Raw genomic sequence first — 25,660 nt, 5'->3', positions numbered from 1 at the left:
CCACAGGCCAAGCGCGAGGCGATCGGACGGCTGGTGCGCGAGCACGGGCTGTCGGAGCGCCGGGCGTGCCGGCTTGTGGGGCTGAGCCGAGACAGCGACCGACATCCACCGCAACCCAGCGCGCAGGAAGAGGCGCTGAAGCAGGAGATCGTTGCCGTCGCCCACCAGCGGCGGCGGTTCGGCTACCGGCGGGTGCACGACATGGTCAGAAAACAGTTTCCCGGGGTGAACCACAAGCGCGTGTACCGGCTGTACCGGGCGGCGAACCTGGCGGTGAAGAAGCGGCGCAAGGTACGGCGGACACCGTCGGAGCGTCTGCCGCTGGGCGTGGCCACGCGGGTCAACGAGGTGTGGAGCATGGACTTCGTCAGCGACAGCCTGGCCAGCGGACGGCGCCTGAAGTGCCTGACGGTGGCCGACGACTTCAGCCACGAGGCGGTGGACATCGCCGTGGACTTCGGCATCAGCGGCCAGTACGTGATCCGGCTGCTGGACCAGGGGCGGCGCGGTTCCGGGGCTACCCCAAGGCCGTGCGCACCGACAACGGGCCGGAGTTCACCTGCCGCGCCTTCATCGCCTGGACGCAAGCGCACGGCATCGAGCACTTGCTGATCCAGCCCGGGCGGCCGATGCAGAACGGCTACATCGAGAGCTTCAACGGACGGTTCAGGGACGAGTGCTTGAACGAGCACTGGTTCGAGAACCTGCAGCAAGCCCGCCAGGTGATCGCCGCCTGGCGGCGTGACTACAACGAGGTCAGGCCGCACGGCAGCATCGGGCGAGTGCCACCGGCGCAGTTCGCCGAGCAGCATTGCCGGCATGCCGGTGATGCTGCTCGGCACCTCACCCCTGCAAGCAACGAGATTCAGTAACCTTCAACCGAGACTCCCTACCAATCACTGGTACGGCTGCGGGGGGCAGGTCACGTAGAGGTTAAGAAATATGTTTAATTTTCCAGTTGGGAAGAAACTTATCCAATGCTCCAGTCAACTTTGATTGATCAAACGGTTTTGCCAAGAAAGCATCGGCGCCGGCAACATTCGCTCTTACTCTTTCAAAAGCAGAAGGTTTGTCGCATGCAAAAATGATCGCAATACGACGGCGATCTGAACGCAATTTTATACTTCTGGCGAGATCATAGCCGTCTACGTTAGACGTTGATGGATCGATAAAGATGGCGTTGTAGCGTTTGTTTGATAATAATTGTAAAGCTTGTTCTGCTGATTCTGCATAATCAACGCGATAATTTAAGTCCATAAGCTTTGCGGCCATGTAGCGCCGAGACGCTATATCGCCATCTACAACAAGTACGCCGGGCTCGGTACGAAAATCGGTGATTTTGGAACGATCATACCAATCGCTTATTTGAGAAAGCTCTAGATCGTCTTCTGCTTTGGTTAATGTTGCGGCAGTACCTCCCATTGGAACTAATCTTGAATTAGGAGGCAAATGGTGAGAAGTGCTTTGTCTTTGCGAATTGGATTTTTGGTCAATCGGATCTGCTTCCATAGCCATAAATCTGGCACTCGCTGCGGAAACAGATGGTCGTGGAAGTGCATCAATTCGCAAGATTACTTCTGCCCAGCGGATGGGGCGGGCAATGACAGGATAATTCCTTAATGCATCAATATTGGGTGCTCCAACAAATAATCCTCCTCCGCAACTTGCTGGATCAATCATGAAAAAACTTTCGACAGCACCCTCATCTTCTGAATCGACAATGAAGTAATCGGCGTGCGGATGAGTGTCTGGATTGAACTCCACATAACGAATTGCACGGTGTTTCGATAAGGCAAATATCGAGCCAAATAGTGTCCGCTCGCGCTCGTTAAATCCAAGGAGTTGGACGGTATATACGGCTGGCTTCAGACCGGAGTGATCCTCGTCTGATCCGATTGCGTTGTGCTGATTATGCTCGACTTGGCTCATGGCATGACTTTAGCTGCGATGCACTCAGCACAACGCTGAGTCTGTCCCCTTGAATGCCGTCTTTTGTGCGGTCTTGCGGAGTCGTTGTCTCTATGCTTAACGGCCTTCAACCTTTTGTAGGGCTACGCATCAGGCGCGCATGTTCCCTTTCCCAGTCGCGTTTCTTTTCGGATTCGCGTTTGTCATGCAACTTCTTGCCTTTGGATAGCCCTATTTCACACTTTATACGTCCGCGTTGATAGTGCAGATCAAGAGGCACCAAGGTGTATCCGGCGCGTTCCACCTTGCCTATCAGTTTCCGGATTTCATCTGCCCGGAGCAGTAACTTGCGTGTGCGCACGGGATCGGGCTTGACATGGGTGCTCGCGGTCGGCAGCGCGCTGATGTGCATGCCTATCACATAGATCTCCGCATCCCGTATCACGACATAGGCTTCTTTGATTTGGGCGCGACCAGCCCTGACAGCTTTCACCTCCCAGCCTTCCAGGGCCATGCCGGCTTCGTATCTTTCTTCGACGAAGTAGTCGAAGAAGGCCTTGCGGTTGTCGATGATGGACATGCTGTCAGCTTTCGGTGCTTGGTTCTATACAATCCGGGAACACATTCTAATCAATGAGAACGCATGCCCTCGCTGATGCTGGCTAGGGTCTGATTGTTCTCACGTCTAAGGCCTGTGAGCCATGGCTGTAGTTGAACGCTCGGTCCTCGTCGCGCATCCAGTAAGTCGGATGTTTGATTTGGTCACGGATATAGAGAAGTATCCCGAATTTCTGCCATGGTGCGGAGGTGCTCGCATTCTTTCCACTGTGCCGGATAATGGTGGCGTCACCGTTGTTGTTGCAGCAATTGATATCAACTTCAAGGGAGTGAGGCAGAGTTTCAGCACAGAAAACATTGAGGTGCCGGGACATTCGATAACCATGAAATTTCGTGACGGGCCTTTTCGAATGTTGGATGGTCAATGGCAGTTTATTTCGCTCTCGGAGGACGCTTGCAAGGTGACTTGCAGAATCGAATATGAATTTTCAAGTCGTATTCTGGAGGGCTTGGTTGGGGGGGTGTTTGGGCATATTGCTGGTACGTTTGTTGATGGTTTCGTGAAACGAGCGGATCAGTTATATGACTGAGCGAATGGGATTAATTGCCTGCGAAATATGCTATGCGGAAGAGCAGGATATATTCGTGAAGAAGCTGCAGTTACCGGATGGCGCAAGCGTAAAGGTTGCGCTCCAAAAGGCATGCTTGGGGCACCTTATCGCTGGAATTGAGGCTGGTGTATTGAAGATCGGCACTTATTCTAAGCCTCGAATTCTTGGGGACGTGATTGCCGCAGGGGATCGAATCGAAATCTATCGCCCCTTGCGCGCTGATCCAAAGTTGGTCAGAAAGTGCAAGGTTGAAAAGCAGCGAACCGAAAACCCGGATCGCTGGATACGGCGTTGAATATGTTTGTTGGGCCGCAGTGCAAGATGTGCTGCGTAGTCAAAGATGTGCCAATTAGCGACAGAATGAATTGAATTGTTCATCCAGCCGTGCGATCTCGACCTCACGCTCACCGTCATTCATTGCCCCTCCCGTTTCCTGTGACCGAATTCTGACGCCGCTCGCCAATGCGTCGCGTTGCAGTGATAGTCGCTTGCAATCTTCTGCACGTCGCATGTTTTGAGCATTGCTCTCCGACTCCTTGCTTTCATTTTCAAGTCGCTCCTTGCGGCGCTTTTCTAAATCATTCGCGACTTCTGAAATTGATCTTTGCGGTTTGGATTGGCTGCTGGTTGGCGCGGATGTGCTGCTCGCAGGCGAGGTGTTGAGGGTGGGGCGGCGCAGGATCCTATCGGTCGTGATGTTGGACGGTGGTGGCTGGTCGGAAAACACTGTCGAGCCATTGGTATCCCGCCATGCCCATTGCGCATCAGCAGGAATCGCTGCAAATGCAAGTACCAGGACTGCGCCGGCGGCTATCATCGATTTAGGAAGACGTGTGTTGCAGACGAAGGACATGCGCTACTCCAGATTCGACGTTGCAACTGGCGATTATGCGGGTGAGAGCATCGTGGGCGAACGTCACTTGAGCTGAACGATGATGAACTCGCTAATGCGCGAGTTCCTGGGTATCGCTCGCGGTTGCGTGGGCCGTTCAGGCGTGTCGATGAGCAAAGCACGGGTATGCGGGTCGTTGCAGGTTGTCGGGGCGTCATCGGCGGCCACGGTGCAACGAGTTAAAATTCGCTTTTGTGCGAAGAGGAAAGCATGCGACTTCTGCAAAAGGCGCTCACGTTCGACGACGTGCTGCTCGTTCCGGCCTACTCGGACGTGCTGCCTAACCAAACCAATCTCTCGACGCAGCTTACCCGCAACATCCGCCTGAACATCCCGCTCGTCTCCGCCGCGATGGACACGGTGACGGAGTCGCGTCTCGCGATCGCGATGGCGCAGGAAGGCGGCATCGGCATCATTCACAAGAATCTTTCGCCGGCCGAGCAGGCTCGCGAGGTTCGCCGTGTCAAGCGCTTCGAGGCTGGCGTGGTGCGCGATCCGATCACGATCGATCCCGAGATCACGGTGCGCGAGGTGCTGCAGCTTCAGCAGCAGCACGGCATCAGCGGCTTCCCGGTCGTTCAGGGCGGCAAGGTGGTGGGCATCATCACCAACCGCGATCTGCGCTTCGAGGAAGAGCTCAACGCTGCGGTCAGCTCCAAGATGACGCCGCGCGATCGGCTCGTGACGGTGCGCGAAGGCGCGACGCTGGAAGAAGCCAAGCGGCTCATGAATAAGCACCGTCTGGAACGCGTGGTGGTGGTCACCGACAGCTTCGAGCTGCGCGGCCTCATCACCGTGAAGGACGTGCAGAAGGCGACCGAGCATCCGCTGGCGTGCAAGGACGAGCAGGGACGCCTGCGTGTCGGCGCGGCGGTGGGTACCGGTGCCGGCACGGAAGAGCGCGTCGCGGCGCTGGTCGAGGCGGGCGTTGACGTGCTCATTGTCGATACGGCCCACGGTCACAGCAAGGGCGTACTCGACCGCGTGCGCTGGGTGAAGGACAACTTCCCGCAGGTGCAAGTCATCGGCGGCAACATCGCGACCGGCGATGCGGCCAAGGCGCTCGTCGATCACGGTGCGGACGCAGTCAAGGTCGGCATCGGCCCGGGCTCGATCTGCACGACGCGCATCGTCGCGGGCGTGGGCGTGCCGCAGGTGAGCGCGATCGCCAACGTGGCCGATGCGCTGGCCGGCACGGGCGTGCCGCTGATCGCCGATGGCGGCATCCGCTACTCGGGCGATGTGGCCAAGGCGCTCGCCGCCGGCGGCTATGCGGTGATGCTCGGCTCGATGTTCGCCGGTACCGAAGAAGCGCCGGGCGACGTGATCCTGTTTCAGGGCCGCAGCTACAAGGAATACCGCGGCATGGGTTCGCTGGGTGCAATGTCGGCCGGCTCGGCCGACCGCTACTTCCAGGAAACCGGCTCGGCCACCGAAAAGCTCGTGCCCGAAGGCATCGAAGGCCGCGTGCCCTACAAGGGCAGCGTGCTTCAAATCATCTATCAGCTGGTCGGTGGCGTGCGTTCGTCGATGGGCTATTGCGGCTGCCGCACGATCGACGAGATGCGCGAGCGCGCGAGCTTCGTCGAGATCACCTCGGCGGGCATCCGCGAGAGCCACGTCCATGACGTGACCATCACCAAGGAAGCGCCCAACTATCGCGTCGGCTGACGCGGCCGGGCGCGATGGCCTTCGCCGTCGCGCCGCCGCTTCCGCTGGCCTTGCCGCCGCCGCGTGCCCGCCAGGGTGCCGGCGGCGGTTTCATTACCGGCCTCGCGCCGGTCGTCGCGGCGACGCTCGCCGCTCCCGCGTCGACGCGAGCGCGTCGCCTTAGAACCTTCCGATCGCCATCCCCCATGACGACCCAGCACGACAAGATCCTCATCCTCGACTTCGGCTCGCAGGTCACCCAGCTCATCGCGCGCCGCGTGCGCGAGGCCAACGTGTATTGCGAGATCCATCCCTGCGACATGAGCGAGGACGCGATCCGAGCCTATGCCCCCAAGGGGGTGATCCTCGGCGGCAGCCACATGTCGGCCTATGAAGAAAGCACCGACAAGGCGCCCGCCGTCGTGTTCGAGCTGGGCGTGCCGGTGCTCGGCATCTGCTACGGCATGCAGACGATGGCGCACCAGCTCGGCGGCAAGGTCGAGGGCGCGGTGGAAGGCGGCCAGGCGCATCGAGAGTTCGGCTATGCCGAGGTGCGCGCGCGCAATCACACCAGGCTGTTCGATGGCATCCAGGACTTTGCGACCGACGAAGGCCACGGGATGCTCAAGGTGTGGATGAGCCACGGCGACAAGGTGACCGAACTGCCGCCGGGCTTCGTGCTCGCCGCGAGCACGCCGAGTTGCCCGATCGCCGCGATGGCCGATGAGACGCGCCGCTTCTACGGCGTGCAGTTTCACCCCGAAGTCACGCACACGCTCCAGGGTCAGGCGCTGCTCACGCGCTTCGTGCACGACATCTGCGGCTGCGGCGCCAACTGGGTGATGGGCGATTACGTCGAGGAAGCCGTTGCGCGCATCCGCGAGCAGGTCGGCGACGAGGAAGTCATCCTCGGTCTGTCGGGCGGTGTCGATTCGTCGGTGGCCGCGGCGCTGATCCACCGCGCGATCGGCGACAAGCTCATCTGCGTGTTCGTCGACAACGGCCTGCTGCGACTCGACGAAGGCAAGCAGGTGGTGAACACCTTCCAGACCCACATGGGCATGAAGCTCATCCATGTGGACGCCACCGAGCGCTTCATGACAGCGCTTGCAGGCGTGAGCGACCCCGAGGCCAAGCGCAAGATCATCGGCCGCGAGTTCGTGCACGTGTTCCAGGAAGAGGCGGGCAAGCTCAAGCAGGCCAAGTGGCTCGCCCAGGGCACCATCTACCCCGACGTGATCGAGAGCGCCGGCGCCAAGACCAAGAAGGCGACGACGATCAAGAGCCATCACAACGTCGGCGGCCTGCCCGACACGCTCCACCTCAAGCTGCTGGAGCCGCTGCGCGAGCTGTTCAAGGACGAGGTGCGGGCGCTCGGCCTCGCGCTCGGCCTGCCGCGCGACATGATCTTCCGCCACCCCTTCCCGGGCCCGGGCCTCGGCGTGCGCATCCTCGGCGAGGTCAAGCACGAGTACGCCGACCTGCTGCGCCGCGCCGACGCGATCTTCATCGAGGAGCTGCGCAACACCTATCACGAGGGCAAGAGTTGGTACGAGCTGACCAGCCAGGCCTTCACGGTGTTCCTGCCGGTAAAGAGCGTGGGCGTGATGGGCGACGGTCGCACCTATGAATGGGTGGTGAGCCTGCGCGCGGTGCAGACCAGCGACTTCATGACCGCGCACTGGGCGCATCTGCCGTACGAGCTGCTCGGCCGCACCAGCAACCGCATCATCAACGAGGTGCGTGGCATCAACCGCGTGGTGTACGACATCAGCGGCAAGCCGCCGGCGACGATCGAGTGGGAATGATCGGCAGCCCGCCAGACTGACGCGCGAACGCCCGGCGGGATGACCGTCGGGCGTTTTTTTCTGGCGAGCCGAGCCGCCCGGCCGACGCCGAGAGCGCGAGGCCGATCCGGTCTTGCTCCCACGCCCCAGGGGCCGCTGATCCCCACGGGATTTCGGCGCCAGACCGTTGCCGGCCATCAGGCGGGTGCCGTCGGCCCCACAATCCGGACTTCGAGACGCAGCAACAACGGATTCCCGTGCACAGCAAGCCAGACGAACTCTTCATCAAGCTCGCCATCGACCAGGCCCGCAATGCCGAGGTGATCGGCGAGGTGCCGGTCGGCGCCGTCGTCGTGAAGGACGGCGTCGTCATCGCGACCGGCTTCAACCAGGTCATCACCCAGAGCGATCCGACCGCGCACGCCGAGATCGTCGCCTTGCGCGAGGCTGCGACCAAGCTCGGCAACTACCGCCTCCCGGGCTGCGAGCTGTACGTGACGCTCGAACCCTGCGCGATGTGCATGGGCGCGATGCTGCATGCGCGCCTGTCGCGCGTGGTGTTCGGCGCGGCCGATCCCAAGACCGGCGTCTGCGGCGGCGTGCTCGACCTGCCGTCGGTGCGCCAGCTCAACCACCAGACCGAGGTGCGCGGTGGCGTGCGCGCCGACGAGTGCGGTGAACTGCTGCGTGGCTTCTTCGCCGCGCGGCGCGCGAAGAAGAACGGCGTGCTGCTCGCCGCGCCCCTGCCGATGACGCATGACCTGCTCACGCATCCCGGCCACGAGCCGGTCGAGCCCTATCCGCTGCCGCGCGAGGACTGAGCCATGCCCATCGCCGAAATCGTCGCGCCCTCGGGCCAGGTGCTCGACCCGCCCGCGCTCGATCGCGCCATCGCGCATCTGCGCGCGCGCGGCTACGCGGTACGCGAGGCGCCGCAGCTGCGTGCCTGCGTCGAGCGCTTTGCCGGCACCGATGACGCGCGCGCCGCCGCGCTCGAGGCCGCGCTCCTCGCGCCCGACGCCGATCTCGTGATCGCGGCGCGCGGCGGCTACGGTCTGTCGCGGCTCATGACGCGCATCGACTGGGCGCGCGTCGCCGCCGCGATGCGCGAGCGTGGCACCGTGTTCGTCGGCCATTCCGACATCACCGCCGCCCAGCTCGCGCTGCTTGCGGTCGGCGCGCCCAGCCTTGCCGGGCCGATGGCCTGCTATGACCTCGGTGCGGAGACGCGCTCCGGCTTCACCGAAACGCACTTCTGGGGCCTGCTCGCGGCCGACGAGCATCGGGTGCGCATCGGGCGTGCGGCGCTGCCGGGCGAACCGGCGGTCGCGCTCGAGGGACTGCTCTGGGGCGGCAACCTGTCGCTCGTCGCGAGCCTGGTCGGCACGCCCTGGCTGCCCGCGATCCAGGGCGGTCTGCTCTTCCTCGAAGACGTGGCTGAACATCCCTATCGCGTCGAGCGCATGCTCAGCCAGCTGCTGCATGCAGGCGTGCTCGGCCGTCAGCGCGCCATCCTGCTCGGCGGCTTCACCGACTACCGGCTGTTCCCCAACGACAACGGCTACGACATGCCGAGCGTCGTCGCCTGGTTGCGCGCGAACTGCACCACGCCGGTCGTGACCGGGCTGCCCTTCGGCCATACGCGCGACAAGCTCACGCTCCCCGTCGGCGGACGCTGCCGCCTCAAGGCCGACGAGACGAGGATCGACCTGCTGATGGCCAATCCGCTGCCGCGCCGGCTGCCGACGCGGGCCTGACGAGGCAGACGTCCGCAGCAAAGATGACGCGAGCGTGGCTGCTGTCGCGGGCGCCACGCCAGCACGTCACCCGCCCGCGCACCGCCGAAAACTGGCGCCTCAATCACGGCCAATTCTTCCCATGCCATCGCCGGCCCGACTCCTAGACTTCTCCGGGAAAGCGCCCACTAACAGCAGTGGCGCGCATGCACCGCAACCTCCCGGAGCCTCCGCATGCAAGACCCCGCCCTCGCCGAGATCCTCGGCAACATCAAGGCGCTAGTTGCCCATATGCCTACCGTGATCGACGGCGAACTCACGCTGGAACGGGTGAGTGAGTTGCAGATATTCCTGTCGGGTCGGGTCGATCAGGGTGACAACCGCTTCGATCTGTCGGGCGTGCAGATGATCGATGGCGCCGGCGTGCAGCTGCTGCTCGCGCTCGATGCGTCGCTCAGCGCCGCAGGCCGTCAGATCGAGCTGGTGGATGTGCCGCCTTGCGTATCCGAGGCCCTGGCCGTCTGCGGACTCGACAACCAGCTGCGGTCACTGCCGGAGTACTGGACTTGAGTGATGCCGCCGATCCGGTCCCGCAGCGCTGGCGCATCGGCGTGCATTTCGATGGCGGGGGCTTTCGAAAGGGTTCGGACCCGCTGTCCTTCCTGCGCTATCTCGGCTCGGTGGGGCGGGTGCGGCGCGTGCGCACGCTGGCGACCGCGCTGGCCGGGCTGGACCAGCCCGATCTCACCGAATGCCGGCTCGGCTTCGAGCTGGAACTGGAGACGACGGCCTGCGTCGAGCAGATCCGTCAGGTCTTCGTCGTCGCGCTCGAAGTGTGCGAGCTCGACATCGCGCCGGCCTGAATCACGCCGATCCGGGCCGGCGACAAGCCATCAGAAGCCGTAGCTCAGCGAGCCGACGATGCGCGGCTTCTGCGACGTGCCCCAGCGGTTCACGCCCGGCAGGATGAGCTGGGTGCCCCAGGTCAGGCCGGTATCGCCGATGGGTTGCGCGATGCCGAAGATCATGTGGCGGAAGCCCTGGGTGACGGGCGTGTCGCCGGCATAGCAGCCGTTGACGTTGAAGGCCTCGCCCGCGCCGCACTTGTTGCCGGTGAACGTGTCGGTCGTGCCCACGTACTTGCCTTCCTTCTTGTAGTAGTACCAGCCGAGGCTCGCGGTGAAGGTGATGTCGTTGACCAGCTTGTCGCTGAAGTTGAGCGTGAAGTAGGTGTCGCCCTTGTTGCCCCAGATAACGTCCTTCAGCAGCGTCTGCGCATAGCCGCTGAACTTGCCGTAGCTCCAGCCGAGCTTGGACTCGGGCGCATTCGAGGCGGTGCTGTTGTAGTAGTAGTAATAGGTCAGGCCGACGGTGTAGCCGAAGTCGCCGATGCTGCCCACATAGCCCGCGTACAGATCGTTCTCGACCGACTTGTCCTTCTGCCATTCGGTGATCGAGCGGTCGCTGTATGACTTGCCGAGCTGCTTGTACGAGTAGTTGACGAGCGAGGCCCAGTAGCCGGCGTAGAAGCCCGACGGGTCGGCGTAGTCGACGCCCCATTGCGGAACCACATGGTTGTACTCGGGCGCGTCCGCGCCCTTGTTGCCGAGCGGCGCGCCGTTGCCGTAGGTGCTGGTCAGCCCGCGCAGCACATAGCGCGAGTACAGATCGACGTGGCCGGTCAGGGCGGGCGCGGCTTCCTCCTCGGCCATCGCGGGCAGGGCGGCAACGCCGAGCAGCGTGGCGAGGGCGAGCGGCAGTGCCGTCTTGAGCGTGGTCTTCGTCATGGTCTTCTTTTCTCCTGTCGAGGGCTTGCTGCGGGGATGGGTACTGCTTGAGTGAAAGCGGTGTCGGCCTCGTTTCAGGGCCGCAGGCCGACGAGGTTCTGGCCGGCCTGAACCGGCGCGCCCTCGTGGCACAGGAGGTGGGTCACGCTGCCGCCGACGGGCGCTGCGACCGGGAATTCCATCTTCATCGACTCGACGACGACGAGCGTGTCGCCCGCGCTCACGCGCTGGCCGGGCTCGACCGCGAGCTTCCAGACGCTGCCCGAGACGGGGCTTGCAATCGCTTTCACGTCGGGCGGCAGGGCGGTGGCGTCTTCCTCGGGCGCGACGGCGGATTCGTCGATGTGTTCGGCCTGGCCGGCGGCGCGCCAGCGTTCGCGCTCGGCGTCGAAGGCGGCCTGCTGGCGCGTCTTGAAGGCGCCGATGCTGTCGGCGTTGTCGGCGAGGAAGCGGCGGTAGTCGGCGAGGCGGAAGGTCTCGTCCTCGATGCGGAGGTGGTTGCGGCCGTGCAGGAAGCCGTCGCGCAAGTCGAGCAGCTCCTCCTCGCTCACCTCGAAATAGCGGATGCGGTCAAAGAAGCGCAGCAGCCAGGGCTTGCCGTCGCGGAAGTCGGGCGTGTGCTTCCAGCGGTTCCAGATCGGCAGCGTGCGGCCGACGAACTGGTAGCCGCCGGGGCCTTCCATGCCGTAGATGCACATGTAGGCGCCACCGATGCCGACCGCGTTCTCGGGCGTCCAGGTGCGCGCGGGGTTGTACTTGGTGGTGACGAGCCGGTGGCGCGGATCGACCGGCGTGGCGACCGGCGCGCCGAGATAGACGTCACCCAGGCCGAGCACAAGATAGCTCGCGTCATAGACGATGCGCTTGACCTCGTCGATGCTTTCCAGCCCGTTGATGCGGCGGATGAACTCGATGTTGCTGGGGCACCAGGGCGCGTCCTTGCGCACCGATTGCATGTACTTGCGCGTGGCGAGCTGGGTCTGGCTGTCGTCCCAGGCGAGCGGCAGGTGGACGATGCGCGAGCTGATCTCGATGCTGTCGTGGCCGGGCAGCTCGGCCTCGGCCGCGAGCAGCACGTCGAGCAGCTTCGACTCGCCGATGACCTCGGGGTCGTAATGCACCTGGAGCGAGCGGATGCCCGGCGTGAGATCGACGATCCCGCGCAGCCGGCCCTCGGCGCGCGCGGCCCCAAGCGCTTGCATGAGCACATGGGCGCGGAAGCGCAGGTCGAGGTCGAGCACGAGCGGGCCGTATTCGACGAGCAGGTTCAGGTCGCCGGCGCGGCGGTAGGTGACGGCCGGACGGTCGGCGACGGCGGGCAGGCGCAGGAGGACGGGGTCGCAGGCGTCGGTGGCGCGGAGGGCGCCGGGGGGCAGGGGCGTGGCAAGGCCGGCGCGCGCGGCGTCGGCAGGCTGCATCGCGGTTGCGGTGGGCGGCGCGCCCGTGTCGTCGCGCGGCACTGCCGGCGCGTCCGTGCTGTCGGCCGGCGCCGCGCCGCGCGTGAGCGCATGTCCCGCGCTTTCCGGCATCACCACATCCGCCTTGCCGGCGGCGAAGCGCCGGTCGAGCACGGCCGAGAACGAGCGCTCGGCCACCGCGCCATCGCCGAAGCCCGCGAGCAGCGCCTGCTTGCGGTCGAACAGCGCCTGGCCTTCGGCGGGCGTGAGCTTGCGGAAGCGCAGCCGGTCGCCGGGGCGCAGCTGGCCGAGCTTCCACAGCTCGGCTTCGGCCACGACGCCGGGGCAGACGAAGCCGCCGAGGCTCGGGCCGTCGGGGCCGAGCAGCACCGGCATGTCGCCGGTGAAGTCGATCGAGCCGATCGCGTAGGCGTTGTCGTGGATGTTGGACGGATGCAGGCCGGCTTCGCCGCCGTCGCGCCGCGCCCATTCCGGCCTGGGGCCGATGAGGCGCACGCCGGTGCGGCTGGAGTTGTAGTGGATCTCCCAGTCGGTCGAGAGCAGGGCGTCGATGTCGGCGTCGGTGAAGAAGTCGGGCGCGCCATGCGGGCCGTAGAAGATGCCGACTTCCCAGTCGTGAGTCAGCTCAGGCAGGGAAGCGGGCGGGATCGTGCAAAGGCTTGCAGCCGGTGCCGCGCCGAGATGGAGCATGTCGCCGGTGCGTAGCGCGCGGCCGCCGTGGCCGCCGACCTGGCCGAGCGTGAAGGTGCTCTTGCTGCCGAGGTAATCGGGCACGTCGATCGCGCCTGCGATGGCGAGATAGGCGCGCGCGCCGGCACCGGCGGCGCGGCCGATCGCGAGCGTGCTGCCGGCGGGGATGTCGTGGGGCTGGCCGAAGGCGAGGGGGCGCGGGGCGGCCGCGGAGTTTAAGTCCGCGGTGCGCGAGGCAGGGGATTCAAAATCCCCCGCAACCGGCAGCGTGAGCAGCACCTCCATCGCTGCGCCCGCGAGCGCGATCCGCGCATCGCAATGGAAGCGCAGCACCGGCCCCGCCATCGTGATTTCCAGCGCCGCCGCGCCCTCGTGGTTGCCGACGAGCCGGTTGGCGATGCGCAGCGACAGGTCGTCCATCGGCCCCGAGGGCGGCATGCCCACATCCCAGTAGCCGAGGCGACCGGGCCAGTCCTGCACCGTCGTCTGCACGCCGGGTTCCAGCACCTCGACGGCGCGCTGCGCGAAGGCGAAGCCGCCGAGCCAGCGCGTCGTCTGCTCGCCGCGCGCGAAGGTGTCGCTCGCGGTGATCGCGCGCAGATAGCCGAGGTTGGTCTCGATGCCGCCGATGCGCGTGCCCGCGAGCGCGTCGCCGAGCGCGGCGATCGCGGCCTCGCGGTCGGCGGCGGTGACGATGATCTTGGCGATCATCGGGTCGTAGTTGGGCGGCACGATGCTGCCGCGCTCGACCCAGGTCTCGATGCGCGCGGCGTCGGCCCAGGCCACGTCGGTCAGCAGGCCGCTGCTCGGCTGGAAGTTGCGCGCCGGGTCTTCGGCGTAGAGGCGGGCCTGGATCGAATGGCCGGCAAAGCTCGGCTCAAAGCCGGCAAGGTCCAGTTCGCCGGCGGCCTGCTTCACCATCCATTCGACGAGGTCGATGCCGGTGATCTGCTCGGTCACGCCGTGCTCGACCTGGAGCCGGGTGTTGACTTCGAGAAAGTAGAACTCGCCGCTCGGCACGTCGTACACGAACTCGACCGTGCCGGCCGACTGGTAGCTGATGCTGCGGCCGAGGTCGGCGGCGGTGCGGTGCAGCCGCGCGCGCTGCTCGGCGCTCAGTCCGGGCGCGGGCGCCTCTTCGACCACCTTCTGATTGCGCCGTTGCAGCGAACAGTCGCGCTCACCGAGGGCGACGACATTGCCGCGCCCGTCGCCGAAGATCTGCACCTCGATGTGGCGCGCCTGCTCGATGTACTTCTCCAGGAACATGCCGCCCGACTTGAAGGCGCTGGTTGCAAGCCTTTGCACGGAGGCATAGGCGGCGTCGAGCGCGGCGGGATCGCGCACGAGCTGCATGCCGATGCCGCCGCCGCCCGCCGTGCTCTTGAGCATGACCGGATAGCCGATGCGCGCGGCTTCGGCGCGCGCGGTGTCGAGGTCGGGCAGCAGATCGGAACCCGGCGACAGCGGCACGCCGGCCGCGAGCGCCAGCGCTCGCGCCGTGTGCTTGAGGCCGAAGTCGCGCATCTGCGCCGGCGTCGGGCCGATGAAGGCGATGCCGGCCGCCGCGCAGGCCTCGGCGAAGTCGGCGTTCTCGGACAGGAAGCCGTAGCCCGGATGGATCGCCTGCGCGCCCGTGCGCTTGGCCGCGTCGAGGATGAGATCGACGCGCAGATAGCTCTCGCTCGCCGGCGCCGGCCCGAGGCGCACGGCCTCGTCGGCCTCGCTCACATGGCGCGAATGCCGGTCGGCGTCGGAAAAGACGGCGACCGACTTCACGCCCATGCGGCGCAGCGTGCGGATGACGCGGCACGCGATGGCACCGCGGTTGGCGATCAGGACCTTGTCGAACATCGAAGCTCGCAGCGCGGGTCGTCCCGCGTCGTGTCAGGGAAGGGCGGCGGGTCGTCCCGTCGCCCTCGGCGCGTCGCTCCAACGCGCCGGGCTGGTGCAGCCATGGAGGGTGCGAGCCAGTCGCTGCACCGTCATCGCCCGCGAATCGGCAACGAAGTGCAACGGCCCGGACGCATTGCAGGACTCAGGCCAGCGCCTCGGCGGGCGCATCCCAGATCAGCAGTTGCACCGGCGTCGGATTCCAGCCGTTGCAGGGGTTGTTGAGCTGGGGACAGTTGGAGATGAGGCAGACCACGTCCATCTCGGCGCGCATCTCGACGTACTTGCCCGGCGCCGACACGCCGTCCTCGAAGCTGAGGCCGCCTTGCGGCGTGACCGGCACGTTCATGAAGAAGTTGATGTTGGCCGTGATGTCGCGCTTGGTCAGGCCCAGGCGAGACAGTGGCCCGCCTTCGCAGGCGCAACGTGCAAGCGTTTGCAGGTAGGTGTCGCGGCAGGAGTGCATCGGCCGCTTTTCGAGGGCGTAGCGCGTGGTGTTGCTTTCGGCCGCGCAGGCGCCACCGAGGGTGTCGTGGCGGCCGCAGGTGTCGGCCACGATCGTGAGCATCGGCCGGCCCTCGTTGCTCATGAGCACGCTGCCGGCCGTGAGGTAAAGCCCGCCCTGGGCCGCGATCGTGTCTTGGGCGCTGTAGCGCTCGGTCGGGTCGGCGGCGCTGAAGAACAGCGTGTCCACCGCCTGGTTGCCTTCGAGGTCGAAGATGCGGAACACCTGCCCGGCCTTGATCTCGTGCAGCCAGCCTTCGCCGGCCGGCACGGTTTCGGTAAACACCGCGTCTTCGGCGCGCAGGCGGCTCTCGACGAGGTTGAAGCTGGTCGTCATGTCGTGCTCCGTCAGCAGGCGTAGTAGCGCTCGGTGTTGGTGAAGCCGCGCGCGTTCTCGGGGCGGCTTAGGCGGCAGCGGTCGTCGGGGCCGGCGGTGCCGGAGCGCCAGCATTCGATGCGCACCGGGCCGGGCGCGTACACGGGCGACGGGTCGAGCGCATGCGGCGCGGCCGACAGCGCGACGAGGCAGGTCATCTCCATGCGCAGGTCGATCCGGGCGCCGGCCTTGCGGTGGGCGGCGTCGAAATGCAGCGCGCCCGCGTCATCGGCGAGCACCTTGCTGAACAGGTTGAGCGTCGGGCCGAGGTCCTTCTTGCCGAGCCCGACCTTGCCCAGCTCGATCAGCAGGCCGGTGCGCGCGCTGCGGAACATGCCGTTGCGCGCTTCCTGATAGGTGCACGTGCCGTACTTCTTCGCCACCGTCGCGTCGTCGATCGGGCCGACGATCGGGTCGTGCCAGCCGAGGCTGTCGGCCGGGATCGAGGCCATCACCCGGCCCATGTCGGAATGCAGCGCATGGCCGGCCGTGAGGTGGGCGATGTGCTGGGTCTTGAGCGTGTCGGGCATGTTGTAGCGCTCGAGCTTCTCCTCGGCGTTGAAGAGGATGAGCGCCACGTTGGCGCGCCCTTCGAGGTCGGTGAAGCGCAGCGTGGTGCCACGGCGCACCACGCCGGACCAGTGCGTGCCGCCGGGAATCTCCTCGGTCCAGAGCAGCAGTTCGGGCTTGATCGGGGGCAGGCTCATTCGCGGGCCTCCAGCGCCGTGCCGGCGGTGAGTTTTTCGAGCAGGTCGAGGTCGGTCTTCATGCCTGAGGTTTCGCGGATGCGGTCGAGGATGGTCTTCTTGAGCGCGAGGAAGTCGGGGGCGAGCTTCATGTCCTGGGTGCGCTGGGCGGGCAGGGGCACGGCGTGGATGCTGTCGATGCGCCCCGGGCGAGGCGCGAGCACCACGACGCGCGAGCCGAGGTAGATGGCTTCATCGACGTCATGCGTGACGAAGACGATCGTCGTCTTCTCGACCTTGGCCAGATGGCGGATGAGGTCGTGCATCACGTCGCGCGTCTGCGCGTCGAGCGCGCCGAAGGGCTCGTCCATAAGCAGGATCGGCGGCTTCGGCATGAGGGCGCGCGCGATGGCGACGCGCTGCTGCATGCCGCCCGAGAGCTGGTTGGGCCAGGCGTCGCGCACATGGCCGAGGCCCATCACGCGGATGAGCGTGTCGGCGCGGCCGCTCGCGGCCTCGACGCTGGCCGAGGTGGAATCGGCCGTGTGCGCCTTGAGCTTGCGCGTGAAGCGGATGTTGTCGGTGACGCTCAGCCAGGGGTAGAGGCTGTAGTGCTGGAACACCATCGCGCGATCGACGCCAGGGCCATCGACCGGCACGCCGTCGATGCACACGTCGCCGCCGGTGCGGGTTTCGAGCCCGCCGATGATGCGCAGCAGGGTGCTCTTGCCGCAGCCCGAGGCGCCCACGAGCGTGACGAACTCGCCCGGCTCGATGCTCAGGTCGATGCTCTCGAGCGCGTCGGGGCCGGTCGCGCCGGGGTAGCGCTTGTTGAGGCCGAGCACATTGATATGCCGTGACATGCGGGGCCTTTCAGCGCAGGTAGAGCCAGGGGAAGGCCTTGCGGTGCAGGGCGCGGAAGAGCTGGTCCATCGCGAGGCCGATGAGGCCGATCACGATGATCCCGGCAAAGATCTTGTCGGTCTGGAGGTAGCGCTGTGCCTTCATGATCGAGTAGCCGAGGCCCGAGTTGGCGGCGACGAGTTCGGCCACCACGAGGTAGGTCCAGGCCCAGCCCATGGTCACGCGCAGAGTGTCGAGCAGCGCCGGCCTGGCCGAGGGAATGATGACTTCGGTGAGCATCTCCAGCCGGGTCGCGCCCATGGTCTGCGCGGCCTCGATCTGCTGCATCGGCACGCGGCGCACGTCCTCGGCCATCATCAGCACCATCTGGAAGAAGGTGCCGATGAAGATGATCGCGATCTTCGAGCCTTCGTCGATGCCGACCCAGATCATCACCAGCGGGATGAAGGCGGCGGCCGGCATGTAGCGGATGAAGTCGGTGAGCGGCTCGAACATCGCCTGCACCGGCCGGTAGGTGCCGATGAAGACCGCGAGCGGCATCGCGATGACGGCCGAGGCAAGCCAGCCGCCGGTCACGCGGTAGATGCTGATCCAGGCGTCCTGAACGAGGTCGTCGGTGGCCCAGTCCCAGGCCCGCTCCACCACGGCCAGCGGGCCGGGCATGAAGTGCGGGTCCATGAGTTCGCTGGCGGCGAGCAGCCACCAGCCGGCAAGCGGGACGACGAGGCCGAGGGTGGCGAACAGCCAGAACTGCTTGCGCGACAGCTGGCCGCGGACCGTCCAGATGCCGGGGCCGGATCGCTTGCGCGCGGCGACCGGCGGCGGGGCCGTGGGTGATGCGGGGCGGGTGCCGTCCGTGGACGCGACGTGGGACATGCGGGGCTCCTGTGGTTTCGGAAGGGGCTCGGAGGGCGCAGGCCGTGCGACCTGTTCGCGTCCTCCCGGGCTTTTGTCCCTCCGTGGAGCCCCGCGAGGGGGCTTGCGCCCGGCGGGACCGGGCCGCTCTCGGACCAGACATGCGCGGCGAATGCATCTTCTGCCGCGCATCGGAACCCTAGCGACCCTCAAGTTCGGTGCAGATGACTGCGCCGCTCCTTGGAGTTGGCTTTAGCAGGGCGCGTGCCAGCGTGTCGCGGCCTGTATCGGCCGAGCGCGCCGCCGAGGCCCGGCGGGACGCCGGGGACGAACGGCCGCCGTCAGCGCCGGCCATGCACGCTGTTCGTGCGCCGCGCCGATCCGGCGCACGCGGAACGGGCATGGCGTGCATGCCGCGCCGGCCGGCAAGGCAGATGAAAGGGCTTGCAGCGCGCTTCACAGCGCACCCGTCAGGCCACCATCCACGTACAGGATCTGGCCGTTGATGTAGCGCGCGCCATCGCCGCAAAGGAAGACGGCGGCGCCCGCCAGATCGTCGAGCCGGCCGAAGCGGCCCGCCGGAATCTTCGGCAGCATCGCCGCCTGCCAGCCCGGCGCCTCGTAGAAGGCATCGGTCATCGCGGTGCGGAAATAGCCGGGGCCGATCGCGTTCACGCGCAGGCCGAGCGGCGCCCATTCGGCCGCGAGCGCGCGCGTGAGGCCGAGCACGCCGTGCTTGCTCGCGCAGTAGGGCACGGCGGTCGGGATGCCGAGCATCGACGCGACCGAGCCGATGTTCACGATGCTGCCGGCGCAGCCCGCGTCGGCGTTGGCGGGCGAGCGTTCGAGCATGAGCCGCGCGGCCGCCTGGGCGCAGAAGAAGGGCGCCTTGAGGTTGGTGTCGACGATGCGGTCCCAGATCGCCTCGTCCACGTCGAGCGAGGCGCAAACCTGCTCGGCACCGGCGTTGTTGACCAGCGCGTCGAAGCCGCCGAAGCGCTCGGCCACGCGCGCGAACGCGCCGGCGACGGCGGCGTGGTCGGTCACGTCGAGCGTGACGGCGAGGCAGCTGCCGCCGGCCGTCTCGATCGCGGCGGCGGTCTCGGCCAGTCCGTCGGCCGAGCGCGCGGCGAGGCCCACGCGCGCGCCTGCCGCAGCCAGCCCGAGCGCGAGCGTGCGGCCGATGCCCCGGCTCGCGCCGGTCACCATCACCACCTTGCCCGCGAGTTCGTCGCCGGTGATGCCCGCGAAGGCCGGCGCCGTCATGCCTCGGCCCGCGCGCCGCAGACCTTGCCGGCCACGTAGCGGTTGAGCTGCCAGATCGCCTTCTCCAGATGGCTCAGGCGGCCCGGCCGCACCATGCCCGAGTGGGCGCCGATCTGCTGCATCTCGTTGACGCCGATGTCCTCCAGGTTGATGGCGTGCTGGATCTCGGACTGCTGCTTCATGACCTCGGCGTAGTTGTCCATCTTCGTGGTGTCGGGATGCACGAGCACATAGGTCTGGAGCAGGGTGCGGTCGGCCGCGACCGGCTGCACGCGGAACCAGATCAGCCGGTCGGGCATCGCGTGCATGAGGTGGAAGGGATAGACGTGATAGAGCCGGAAGGCCTGCTTTTCCGATTCGCTCGCGAGGCCCGGAAAGTGCGGCAGGCCGTAGTCGAAGGCGCTCTGCTCGCGGCCGGGGCGCGGCGCGGCGTGGCCGAGCGTCCAGGCCGGGCGGGTGTCTTCCACCCAGCTCATGCGCGCCGGGAAGTTGGGCTCGAAGGTCGAGGCGTGGGCGCCGAGATGGTGGTAGCACTCCATGAAGGTCTCTACCACGATCTTCCAGTTGAAGCGGCATTCGTATTGCAGGTCTATCGCGAGTTCGAGCCGGTCGGTCTCCCAGGCGGCGAGGCTCGCGGTCATGTCGGCGAGCTGCGGCGCGAGCGCTTCGGCCTTGCCGTCGAGGTTGACCCACACGAAGCCGCCGATGACCTCGCTGCGGTACTCGGGCAGCGGATAGTCGGCCGGGTCGAAGCCGCGCGCCTCCTCCATGAGCGGCGCGTTCAGGCACTTGCCGTCGAGGCCGAAGGTCCACTTGTGGAAGGGGCAGGCAAAGCTGCGCGCATTGCCGCAGCCTTCCACCAGCGGCGCCCAGCGGTGCGGGCAGATGCGCGACAGCACGCGGATGCGGCTGCCGTCGTTCACCATCACCAGCAGCTCGCCGAGCAGGTTGAGCGTCTGGTAGTCGCCCTTGCCGCGCAGCTGGCTCGCATGGCCGACGCAGATCCAGCCCGGCTTGAAGATCTTCTCGACCTCCAGCGCGAACAGCCCCGGATGGGTGTAGGCCGCCGGCGGAAAGGTCTGCGCATCCTCCAGCGGCTGGCCGCCGATGCGCGCCACCTCGGCAAGCAGGGCATCGAGGCTGGCGGCGGAGGGTTGGAAGTCGATCACGTTGCCCATGTCGCGCTCCTTGTGGGTGCGTTGCTCAAGACGGAAGGGAAGGCTCAGAGGAACTTGAGGTAGCGGTTCAGTTCCCAGTCGCTCACGTGGTTGTGGTACTCGACCCATTCCTGGCGCTTGAAGTCGATGAAGCTCTTCGCCATGAGCGGGCCGAACACCTTGTGCGACAGCGGGTCGGCCTCGAAGGCATCGATCGCGTCTTCCAGGTTGCGCGGCAGCCAGCGGATGCCCTTGTCGCGCAGCTCGGCGTCGGTGTAGCGGTACATGTTCTCGAGGTGGGGCTGGCCCGGATCGAGCCGCTCGCGGATGCCTTCGAGGCCGGCGGCGAGCAGCATTGCCGCGCCGAGATAGACGTTGCTGCTGATGTCGGCCGCGCGGCACTCCACGCGCCCGCCCGCGAGCGGGATGCGCAGCATGTTGGTGCGGTTGTTGTTGCCGTAGCAGACGAAGATCGGCGCCCAGGTGAAGCCCGACGACGACCCCTGGCGGATCAGGCGCTTGTAGCTGTTGACCGTCGGCGCGATGGTCGCGCAGATGGCCGGCGCATGCCTGAGGATGCCGGCGATGAAGTGGTAGCCCAGCTCGGTCACGCCACAGCCGCGCGGGTCGTGCGCGGTCTTGAACAGGTTCTCGCCGGTCTCGATGCTGGCGAGCGACATGTTGTAGTGCGCGCCGCTGCCGGTGCGGTTGGCGAAGGGCTTGGGCATGAAGGTGGCGTACCAGCCGCGCTTCTTGGCCATCTCGTTCACCATCAGCCTGAACAGCGTGACGCGGTCGGCCATGGTCATCGCGTCGGCGTACATGAAGTCGGTCTCGAACTGGCCGTTCGCATCCTCGTGGTCGAAGGAGTACACGTCCCAGCCCAGCTCGTTCATGGCGCTGACGATCTCGTCGACGATGCCGTAGTTGTCGAGCAGGCCGCGCACGTCGTAGCAGGGCTTGGCGAGGTTGTCGCCCTCGGCGATCGGCACCGGCTTGCCGTCGGCGCCGTCCTTGAGGATGAAGAACTCGGTCTCGATGCCGAGGTTGAACACGAAGCCCATCTGCGCGGCCTCGTCGGTCACGCGCTTGAGGATGTTGCGCGAGCAGGCCTCGAAGGGCTGGCCCTTGAGCCACAGGTTGCTCGGCGCCCAGGCCAGTTCGCGGTTCCACGGCAGCTGCACGATGGCCGACTTGTCGGGATGGGCGCTGACTTCCTCGTCGCTCACTTCCTGCGGCACGCCGTCGAGGGCGGCGCCGGTGAACAGCTCCGAGCCTTCCATCATCTGGTCGAAATGGCTCAGCGGCACGGCCTTGGCCTTGGTCACGCCATGCATGTCCACGAAGCTGGCGAGCACGTATTTCACGCCCTTGGCCTTGAGGGCTTCGATGGTCTCGGCGTGGGGGCTCGTCGTGTGGTCCTTCATTGATGCTCTCCGGGTGAGGCTCGGGTGGGGGGATGCGGAGCGGCAGCGCTCGGGCGCGGCGCGCGCGGCCGTGGCCCGGCCGCGCTTGGCGCGCGGCGACGGGAATGCAGGAGCACGACGGCGCGCCCGCGAGGGGCGGCAGGCCGGCCGTGCGACGGCGGGGTGTCAGGCGGCGTCGCCGGCCACTGGCGCGCGCTTGCCCGCGCCCGGCTTGGGCAGCAGGCCGCGCAACATGCTCGCGGTGGCCTCGACATGCAGCGCCATCACGCCGCGCGCCGCCTCGGCATCGCGCGCGACGATCGCGTCGACGATGCGGTCGTGATAGTTCGTGGAATGCGACAGCGCGCCCTTGGTGGACGGGATGTGCTGCATGAGGCCGGACAGCCGCGCATGCGTCTGCGCCATCCAGGCCTCCAGCCCGCGCGAGGCCGTGGCCTGGGCGAGGGCGATGTGGAACAGGGTGTCGAGCGGCCGGTATTCGCGCAGCGCGTGCTCGGTGTCGCGCATCAGCGCGTTGAGCTTGCGCAGCTGCTCGATGTGGGTCTCGGTGGCGTTGCGCGCGGCCAGCTCGGCCACGCCGGTCTCGATCACATGGCGCTGGGCGATCCAGTCTTCCAGCACCGCGCGCTCGACCCGCACCTCGGCCAGTTGCGTGGGCGTGAGCGTCGGCACCGTGCGGGCGACGAAGGTGCCGCCGCCCCGGCCGCGCCGGCTCTCGATGAAGCCGCCGCTTTCCAGGCCCTTGAGCGCGGCACGCAGCGTGAGCCGGCTCACGCCCATCAGCGCGGCCAGTTCGCGCTCGGGCGGAAGCTGGTCGCCGCCGACGAGCAGGCCCATCTTGATGGCGGAGCCGAGGCGCTCGATGGTGGATTCGAACGGGTTGACCGAGCGGTCGTCACCGCGCAGCAGCGCCTGCGCGCCGAGGAGCGACTCGGGCTTCCTCTGGCTGACGGCGAGGCTGGCTGACTTGCGGGCGATGGGCATCGGCGGCTGATTCCTGAGTCAATGGTTCAACCTTAGATGTTTTGATGTAAACCCGTCAACGATTTGCATCTTTGAATTTCAGCGTCCGGCAAGCAGCGCATGAACCTGGCCGCGCACGAACTCCAGATCGGCGCCGCCCTGCTTGGGATTGCCGGCGCGATGGCCCCAGAACGACGGGATCGGCGCGAGCGTGGCGTCGGCCAGCAGCGCGGCCTCGTGCCGGTTGTCTTCGACGCGGAAGTAGAGATCGGTCTCGCCCGGCATCAGCAGCACCTTTGCCCGGATCGAGTGCAGCGCGACCTCGGTGCTGCCCCCGAATCGGGCATGCGCACCGATGTCGCCCGCATGCCAGGTGGCGAACTGGGCGAGCAGATCGTTCGGATCGCGGGCGCGGTACCAGTCGATCCACGAGCGTTGCAGGAAGTCGTCGAGCGAGCCGTAGCCGCCCTGGAGCCAGCCGCGCTCGCGGTACCAGTCCTGCGACATGCACCAGCTCGCGTACACGCGCGCCATCGCTTCGAGGCCGCGCAGGCCGGGGCCGTCGAACCAGCCGTCGATGCAATCGGCGTCGGCCTGGAGCGCGGCGCGCACGCCCTCGATGAACATGCGGTTGTGCGTCGAGCAGCGCGCGGTCGCGCACACGGCGGCAATGCGCTCGACCATTTCGGGATGCGCGGCGGCCCAGTGGTAGGCCGTCATGCCACCCATCGACCAGCCGTACACGAGGGCGATGCGCTCGATGCCGAACACCTGCGCGAGCAGCCGGCGTTGCAGCTCGACATTGTCGTAATAGGTGACGAGCGGAAAGCCGCGCTTCTCGCCGCCGTCGGCATCGCGGTAGCGCAGCGGGCCGTGGCTCGGCGAGGTGGAGATGCCGTTGCCGAGCAGGTCCATCACGACGATGAACCAGCGCGATGCATCGAGCACGCCGGCCTCGATCAGCCAGCTCACGTCGCCGTGGCGCGCGCTGTACGAGGTCGGATAGACGATGACGTTGTCGCGCGCCGGACTGAGCCGGCCGAAGGTCTGGTAGCCGAGCGTGGCGACGGGCAGCACGACGCCGGATTGGAGGACGAAGTCGGCTTGCGTGAACAGCCGGTCTTCGGACGCGAGGAGACGGGAGCGGTCGGGAGCGTTCATCGGCCGGCGCCGCATGCAACGGTCGCGCCAGTGCGGCATCCGCGCCGGCGCGAGGCGAGGTCCGTCATGCCTCGCCCGTCGTCATGCCGGCGGCACGAATCAGGCATCTCGAATGCGCCTTTCCGTGCCCCTGAAAGTTCCGCCGCGTCCGTCGGCCGACGGATGGCGGGGCTTGCAAGCGCTGTTTGGCAAGCCGCTTGCTAAACCCGGCCATGGGTGAGACCGCTTCGGCTCGCGGTGGTGCACAAACCACGGCAAGCCGGCCTCGGCCGCACACAAATGGGAGCTAGGGTTCCGGTCCGCATCGCCAGCGTGCATGCGGATGTCTGGTCCGAGAGCGCCCGGCCTCGCGCGGCATGGCGGGGCTACACGGAGGGATAAAAGCCCGGGAGAGCGAAGCGCGTCTCTCCCATTGCGCCCAACCATCCCAGGAGTCGTTCCGTGAGCTTCGCCGCGCCCAAGTCCTCCAAGCCCGCCATCGTCCCCAGCCTCCTGCGCCGCGCGCTCGTCGCGGGCATCGCCGCCATCGGCATCGCCGCGCCCTTCGCCGCCCAGGCTGCCGGCAGCGTCAAGATCGGCACCACCACCTGGATCGGCTACGGCCCGTTCTACGTGGCCGAGGCGATGGACTTCTACAAGAAGTACAACGTCAAGGTCAGCTTCCAGTCGTTCTCCGATCCGGCGCTGATTCCGCCCGCGATCGCGAGCGGCTCGGTCGAGGGCGGCATGCTCACCTACGACCAGGTGATCGGCGTCGTGGCCAAGGGCCAGGCGATGAAGGTCATCATGCCGATCGACTATTCCAACGGCGGCGATGCGATCGTCTCGCCCACGGGCATCGGCAGCGTGGCCGACCTCAAGGGCAAGACCATCGCCTACAACACGCTGTCGCCGAGCGACTTCCTGCTGTCGTATGCGCTCAGCACCCAGGGCATGAGCGAGAAGGACATCAAGCCGGTCAACATGACGCCCGACGCGGTGCCGGCCGCCATCCTGTCGAACAAGGTCAACCTCGGCGTCACCTATGAACCCTTCGTGAGCACGGTGCTGGGGCAGGGCGGCAAGAAGTTCAAGGTGCTGTACTCGTCCAAGGATGCGCCCGGCCTGATCGCCGACGTGCTCGTGTTCGACGCCAAGTCCATCGCCGGCAAGAGCGCCGAGATCAAGGGCGTGATCCAGGGCTATGTCGAGGCGCTCGACTACATCAAGAAGAAGCCCGACGACGCCGCCAAGATCATCGGCAAGGCGATGGGCGTGTCGGCCAAGGAAGTGAAGGAGCAATGGGCCGGCGTGTACAACATCCCGCTCGCCGAAATGCCCAAGGCCTTCCAGCCCGCGAAGGAGACCACTTCCTACTACGCGAGCGGCGAGGTGATCGCGAAGATCCTCGTCGCCAAGGGCCAGATCACCGCCGCGCCCAAGCCGGAAGACACCTTCGACGGCCAGTTCGTCAAGGCCATCATCAAGTAAA

General features: G+C 66.4%; 23 protein-coding genes, 1 pseudogene and 2 riboswitches. Of the genes and pseudogenes, 10 read left to right on the top strand and 14 right to left on the bottom strand.

Going from position 1 to position 25,660, the window contains the following annotated elements; all coding sequences use genetic code 11:
• A pseudogene (locus tag H566_RS29415) lies at window positions 1–872 on the top strand (IS3 family transposase); the annotation flags it as partial.
• Window positions 873–933: 61 nt separating this feature from the next.
• On the opposite strand, the gene H566_RS28295 reads toward H566_RS29415, so the two are convergent.
• Together H566_RS28295 and smpB are read right to left on the bottom strand one after the other, a co-directional pair.
• Window positions 934–1,929, bottom strand: coding sequence for a response regulator (locus H566_RS28295; protein ID WP_084544982.1), 996 nt, complete (start codon window positions 1,927–1,929; stop codon window positions 934–936).
• Between the two features lie 106 nt (window positions 1,930–2,035).
• Window positions 2,036–2,488, bottom strand: coding sequence for an SsrA-binding protein SmpB (gene smpB, locus H566_RS28290; protein ID WP_084544955.1), 453 nt, complete (start codon window positions 2,486–2,488; stop codon window positions 2,036–2,038).
• Window positions 2,489–2,609: 121 nt separating this feature from the next.
• Between smpB and H566_RS28285 the strand changes: the two genes are divergently transcribed.
• Both H566_RS28285 and H566_RS28280 read left to right on the top strand, forming a co-directional pair.
• Window positions 2,610–3,056: a type II toxin-antitoxin system RatA family toxin gene (locus H566_RS28285; protein WP_084544954.1), complete on the top strand. Its 447-nt coding sequence runs from the start codon at window positions 2,610–2,612 to the stop codon at window positions 3,054–3,056.
• Window positions 3,049–3,372 carry an RnfH family protein gene (locus H566_RS28280; RefSeq protein WP_084544953.1) on the top strand — a complete coding sequence of 108 codons (324 nt, stop codon included), beginning with the start codon at window positions 3,049–3,051 and terminating at the stop codon, window positions 3,370–3,372. The genes H566_RS28285 and H566_RS28280 overlap by 8 nt, the downstream gene beginning before the upstream one ends.
• A gap of 54 nt (window positions 3,373–3,426) precedes the next feature.
• On the opposite strand, the gene H566_RS28275 is transcribed toward H566_RS28280, so the two are convergent.
• Complete coding sequence (locus H566_RS28275) at window positions 3,427–3,930, bottom strand: DUF4124 domain-containing protein (RefSeq protein ID WP_084544952.1); 504 nt, start codon at window positions 3,928–3,930, stop codon at window positions 3,427–3,429.
• Window positions 3,931–4,179: 249 nt separating this feature from the next.
• On the opposite strand from H566_RS28275, the gene guaB reads away from it, so the two are divergent.
• The 6 genes from guaB to H566_RS0110690 all read left to right on the top strand — a co-directional run bounded on the left by guaB (window position 4,180) and on the right by H566_RS0110690 (window position 10,005).
• Window positions 4,180–5,640 (top strand): IMP dehydrogenase, encoded by a 1,461-nt coding sequence (guaB, locus tag H566_RS0110720; RefSeq protein ID WP_028311447.1) that lies wholly within the window; start codon window positions 4,180–4,182, stop codon window positions 5,638–5,640.
• A 185-nt stretch (window positions 5,641–5,825) separates the two neighbouring features.
• Window positions 5,826–7,427: a glutamine-hydrolyzing GMP synthase gene (gene guaA / locus H566_RS0110715; RefSeq protein ID WP_028311446.1), complete on the top strand. Its 1,602-nt coding sequence runs from the start codon at window positions 5,826–5,828 to the stop codon at window positions 7,425–7,427.
• Window positions 7,428–7,663: 236 nt separating this feature from the next.
• Window positions 7,664–8,227 carry a tRNA adenosine(34) deaminase TadA gene (gene tadA, locus H566_RS24325; RefSeq protein ID WP_342668704.1) on the top strand — a complete coding sequence of 188 codons (564 nt, stop codon included), beginning with the start codon at window positions 7,664–7,666 and terminating at the stop codon, window positions 8,225–8,227.
• Between the two features lie 3 nt (window positions 8,228–8,230).
• Window positions 8,231–9,163 (top strand): LD-carboxypeptidase, encoded by a 933-nt coding sequence (locus H566_RS0110705; RefSeq protein ID WP_028311445.1) that lies wholly within the window; start codon window positions 8,231–8,233, stop codon window positions 9,161–9,163.
• Between the two features lie 213 nt (window positions 9,164–9,376).
• Window positions 9,377–9,712 (top strand): STAS domain-containing protein, encoded by a 336-nt coding sequence (locus tag H566_RS24320; RefSeq protein ID WP_034411067.1) that lies wholly within the window; start codon window positions 9,377–9,379, stop codon window positions 9,710–9,712.
• Window positions 9,709–10,005: a hypothetical protein gene (locus tag H566_RS0110690; protein WP_028311444.1), complete on the top strand. Its 297-nt coding sequence runs from the start codon at window positions 9,709–9,711 to the stop codon at window positions 10,003–10,005. Before H566_RS24320 ends, H566_RS0110690 begins: the two co-directional genes overlap by 4 nt.
• A gap of 30 nt (window positions 10,006–10,035) precedes the next feature.
• Here the strand turns inward: H566_RS0110690 and H566_RS0110685 are convergent, their stop codons facing one another.
• From H566_RS0110685 to H566_RS0110635, 11 genes are all read right to left on the bottom strand, one after another.
• Window positions 10,036–10,929, bottom strand: a complete 894-nt coding sequence (locus H566_RS0110685) for a TorF family putative porin (RefSeq protein ID WP_028311443.1) — start codon at window positions 10,927–10,929, stop codon at window positions 10,036–10,038.
• A 74-nt stretch (window positions 10,930–11,003) separates the two neighbouring features.
• The gene (locus H566_RS0110680) at window positions 11,004–14,891 is read right to left on the bottom strand and encodes a 5-oxoprolinase/urea amidolyase family protein (protein WP_028311442.1); all 3,888 of its coding nucleotides are present in this window, start codon (window positions 14,889–14,891) and stop codon (window positions 11,004–11,006) included.
• Between the two features lie 184 nt (window positions 14,892–15,075).
• Complete coding sequence (locus H566_RS0110675) at window positions 15,076–15,771, bottom strand: urea amidolyase associated protein UAAP2 (RefSeq protein ID WP_034411065.1); 696 nt, start codon at window positions 15,769–15,771, stop codon at window positions 15,076–15,078.
• A gap of 11 nt (window positions 15,772–15,782) precedes the next feature.
• A complete protein-coding gene (locus H566_RS0110670; protein ID WP_028311441.1) occupies window positions 15,783–16,517 on the bottom strand; it encodes an urea amidolyase associated protein UAAP1 in 735 nt (244 codons plus the stop codon).
• Complete coding sequence (locus tag H566_RS0110665; protein WP_034411063.1) at window positions 16,514–17,359, bottom strand: ABC transporter ATP-binding protein; 846 nt, start codon at window positions 17,357–17,359, stop codon at window positions 16,514–16,516. Before H566_RS0110665 ends, H566_RS0110670 begins: the two co-directional genes overlap by 4 nt.
• A 10-nt stretch (window positions 17,360–17,369) precedes the next feature.
• Complete coding sequence (locus H566_RS0110660; RefSeq protein WP_084544951.1) at window positions 17,370–18,236, bottom strand: ABC transporter permease; 867 nt, start codon at window positions 18,234–18,236, stop codon at window positions 17,370–17,372.
• A 60-nt stretch (window positions 18,237–18,296) separates the two neighbouring features.
• Window positions 18,297–18,429, bottom strand: a riboswitch (guanidine-I (ykkC/yxkD leader).
• 242 nt (window positions 18,430–18,671) lie between these two features.
• Window positions 18,672–19,481, bottom strand: coding sequence for an SDR family NAD(P)-dependent oxidoreductase (locus H566_RS0110655; protein WP_028311438.1), 810 nt, complete (start codon window positions 19,479–19,481; stop codon window positions 18,672–18,674).
• Window positions 19,478–20,659, bottom strand: coding sequence for an aromatic ring-hydroxylating oxygenase subunit alpha (locus tag H566_RS27445; protein WP_051378562.1), 1,182 nt, complete (start codon window positions 20,657–20,659; stop codon window positions 19,478–19,480). Before H566_RS27445 ends, H566_RS0110655 begins: the two co-directional genes overlap by 4 nt.
• 44 nt (window positions 20,660–20,703) lie before the next feature.
• A complete protein-coding gene (gene glnT, locus H566_RS0110645) occupies window positions 20,704–22,065 on the bottom strand; it encodes a type III glutamate--ammonia ligase (RefSeq protein ID WP_028311437.1) in 1,362 nt (453 codons plus the stop codon).
• Window positions 22,066–22,230: 165 nt separating this feature from the next.
• Window positions 22,231–23,049 (bottom strand): FadR/GntR family transcriptional regulator, encoded by an 819-nt coding sequence (locus tag H566_RS24310; protein WP_051378560.1) that lies wholly within the window; start codon window positions 23,047–23,049, stop codon window positions 22,231–22,233.
• Between the two features lie 78 nt (window positions 23,050–23,127).
• Entirely contained in the window at window positions 23,128–24,189 is a 1,062-nt protein-coding gene (locus H566_RS0110635; RefSeq protein ID WP_084544949.1) for an alpha/beta fold hydrolase, read from the bottom strand.
• Between the two features lie 275 nt (window positions 24,190–24,464).
• A riboswitch (guanidine-I (ykkC/yxkD leader) is annotated at window positions 24,465–24,583 on the top strand.
• A 47-nt stretch (window positions 24,584–24,630) separates the two neighbouring features.
• Between H566_RS0110635 and H566_RS0110630 the strand changes: the two genes are divergently transcribed.
• Window positions 24,631–25,659, top strand: coding sequence for an ABC transporter substrate-binding protein (locus H566_RS0110630; protein WP_028311435.1), 1,029 nt, complete (start codon window positions 24,631–24,633; stop codon window positions 25,657–25,659).
• Window position 25,660: the final 1 nt, after the last annotated feature.

Origin of the sequence: Derxia gummosa DSM 723, from assembly GCF_000482785.1 — a bacterium.
GTDB classification, from domain to species: domain Bacteria; phylum Pseudomonadota; class Gammaproteobacteria; order Burkholderiales; family Burkholderiaceae_E; genus Derxia; species Derxia gummosa.
The sequence above is the reverse complement of the archived record's forward strand: the minus strand, read 5'-3'. Positions and strand labels throughout refer to the sequence as shown.

What these genes read in the sequence shown, in the direction of transcription:
- H566_RS24320 (WP_034411067.1), top strand. Translation starts at nt 9,377, where the DNA reads ATGCAAGACCCCGCCCTCGCCGAGATCCTCGGCAACATCAAGGCGCTA.
- H566_RS0110675 (WP_034411065.1), bottom strand. Translation starts at nt 15,771, where the DNA reads ATGACGACCAGCTTCAACCTCGTCGAGAGCCGCCTGCGCGCCGAAGAC.
- smpB (WP_084544955.1), bottom strand. Translation starts at nt 2,488, where the DNA reads ATGTCCATCATCGACAACCGCAAGGCCTTCTTCGACTACTTCGTCGAA.
- H566_RS0110680 (WP_028311442.1), bottom strand. Translation starts at nt 14,891, where the DNA reads ATGTTCGACAAGGTCCTGATCGCCAACCGCGGTGCCATCGCGTGCCGC.
- H566_RS0110685 (WP_028311443.1), bottom strand. Translation starts at nt 10,929, where the DNA reads ATGACGAAGACCACGCTCAAGACGGCACTGCCGCTCGCCCTCGCCACG.
- H566_RS27445 (WP_051378562.1), bottom strand. Translation starts at nt 20,659, where the DNA reads ATGGGCAACGTGATCGACTTCCAACCCTCCGCCGCCAGCCTCGATGCC.
- H566_RS28285 (WP_084544954.1), top strand. Translation starts at nt 2,610, where the DNA reads ATGGCTGTAGTTGAACGCTCGGTCCTCGTCGCGCATCCAGTAAGTCGG.
- glnT (WP_028311437.1), bottom strand. Translation starts at nt 22,065, where the DNA reads ATGAAGGACCACACGACGAGCCCCCACGCCGAGACCATCGAAGCCCTC.
- H566_RS0110705 (WP_028311445.1), top strand. Translation starts at nt 8,231, where the DNA reads ATGCCCATCGCCGAAATCGTCGCGCCCTCGGGCCAGGTGCTCGACCCG.
- guaB (WP_028311447.1), top strand. Translation starts at nt 4,180, where the DNA reads ATGCGACTTCTGCAAAAGGCGCTCACGTTCGACGACGTGCTGCTCGTT.
- H566_RS0110665 (WP_034411063.1), bottom strand. Translation starts at nt 17,359, where the DNA reads ATGTCACGGCATATCAATGTGCTCGGCCTCAACAAGCGCTACCCCGGC.
- H566_RS28275 (WP_084544952.1), bottom strand. Translation starts at nt 3,930, where the DNA reads ATGTCCTTCGTCTGCAACACACGTCTTCCTAAATCGATGATAGCCGCC.
- H566_RS0110660 (WP_084544951.1), bottom strand. Translation starts at nt 18,236, where the DNA reads ATGTCCCACGTCGCGTCCACGGACGGCACCCGCCCCGCATCACCCACG.
- H566_RS0110655 (WP_028311438.1), bottom strand. Translation starts at nt 19,481, where the DNA reads ATGACGGCGCCGGCCTTCGCGGGCATCACCGGCGACGAACTCGCGGGC.
- H566_RS28295 (WP_084544982.1), bottom strand. Translation starts at nt 1,929, where the DNA reads ATGAGCCAAGTCGAGCATAATCAGCACAACGCAATCGGATCAGACGAG.
- H566_RS0110670 (WP_028311441.1), bottom strand. Translation starts at nt 16,517, where the DNA reads ATGAGCCTGCCCCCGATCAAGCCCGAACTGCTGCTCTGGACCGAGGAG.
- guaA (WP_028311446.1), top strand. Translation starts at nt 5,826, where the DNA reads ATGACGACCCAGCACGACAAGATCCTCATCCTCGACTTCGGCTCGCAG.
- H566_RS24310 (WP_051378560.1), bottom strand. Translation starts at nt 23,049, where the DNA reads ATGCCCATCGCCCGCAAGTCAGCCAGCCTCGCCGTCAGCCAGAGGAAG.
- H566_RS0110635 (WP_084544949.1), bottom strand. Translation starts at nt 24,189, where the DNA reads ATGAACGCTCCCGACCGCTCCCGTCTCCTCGCGTCCGAAGACCGGCTG.
- H566_RS28280 (WP_084544953.1), top strand. Translation starts at nt 3,049, where the DNA reads ATGACTGAGCGAATGGGATTAATTGCCTGCGAAATATGCTATGCGGAA.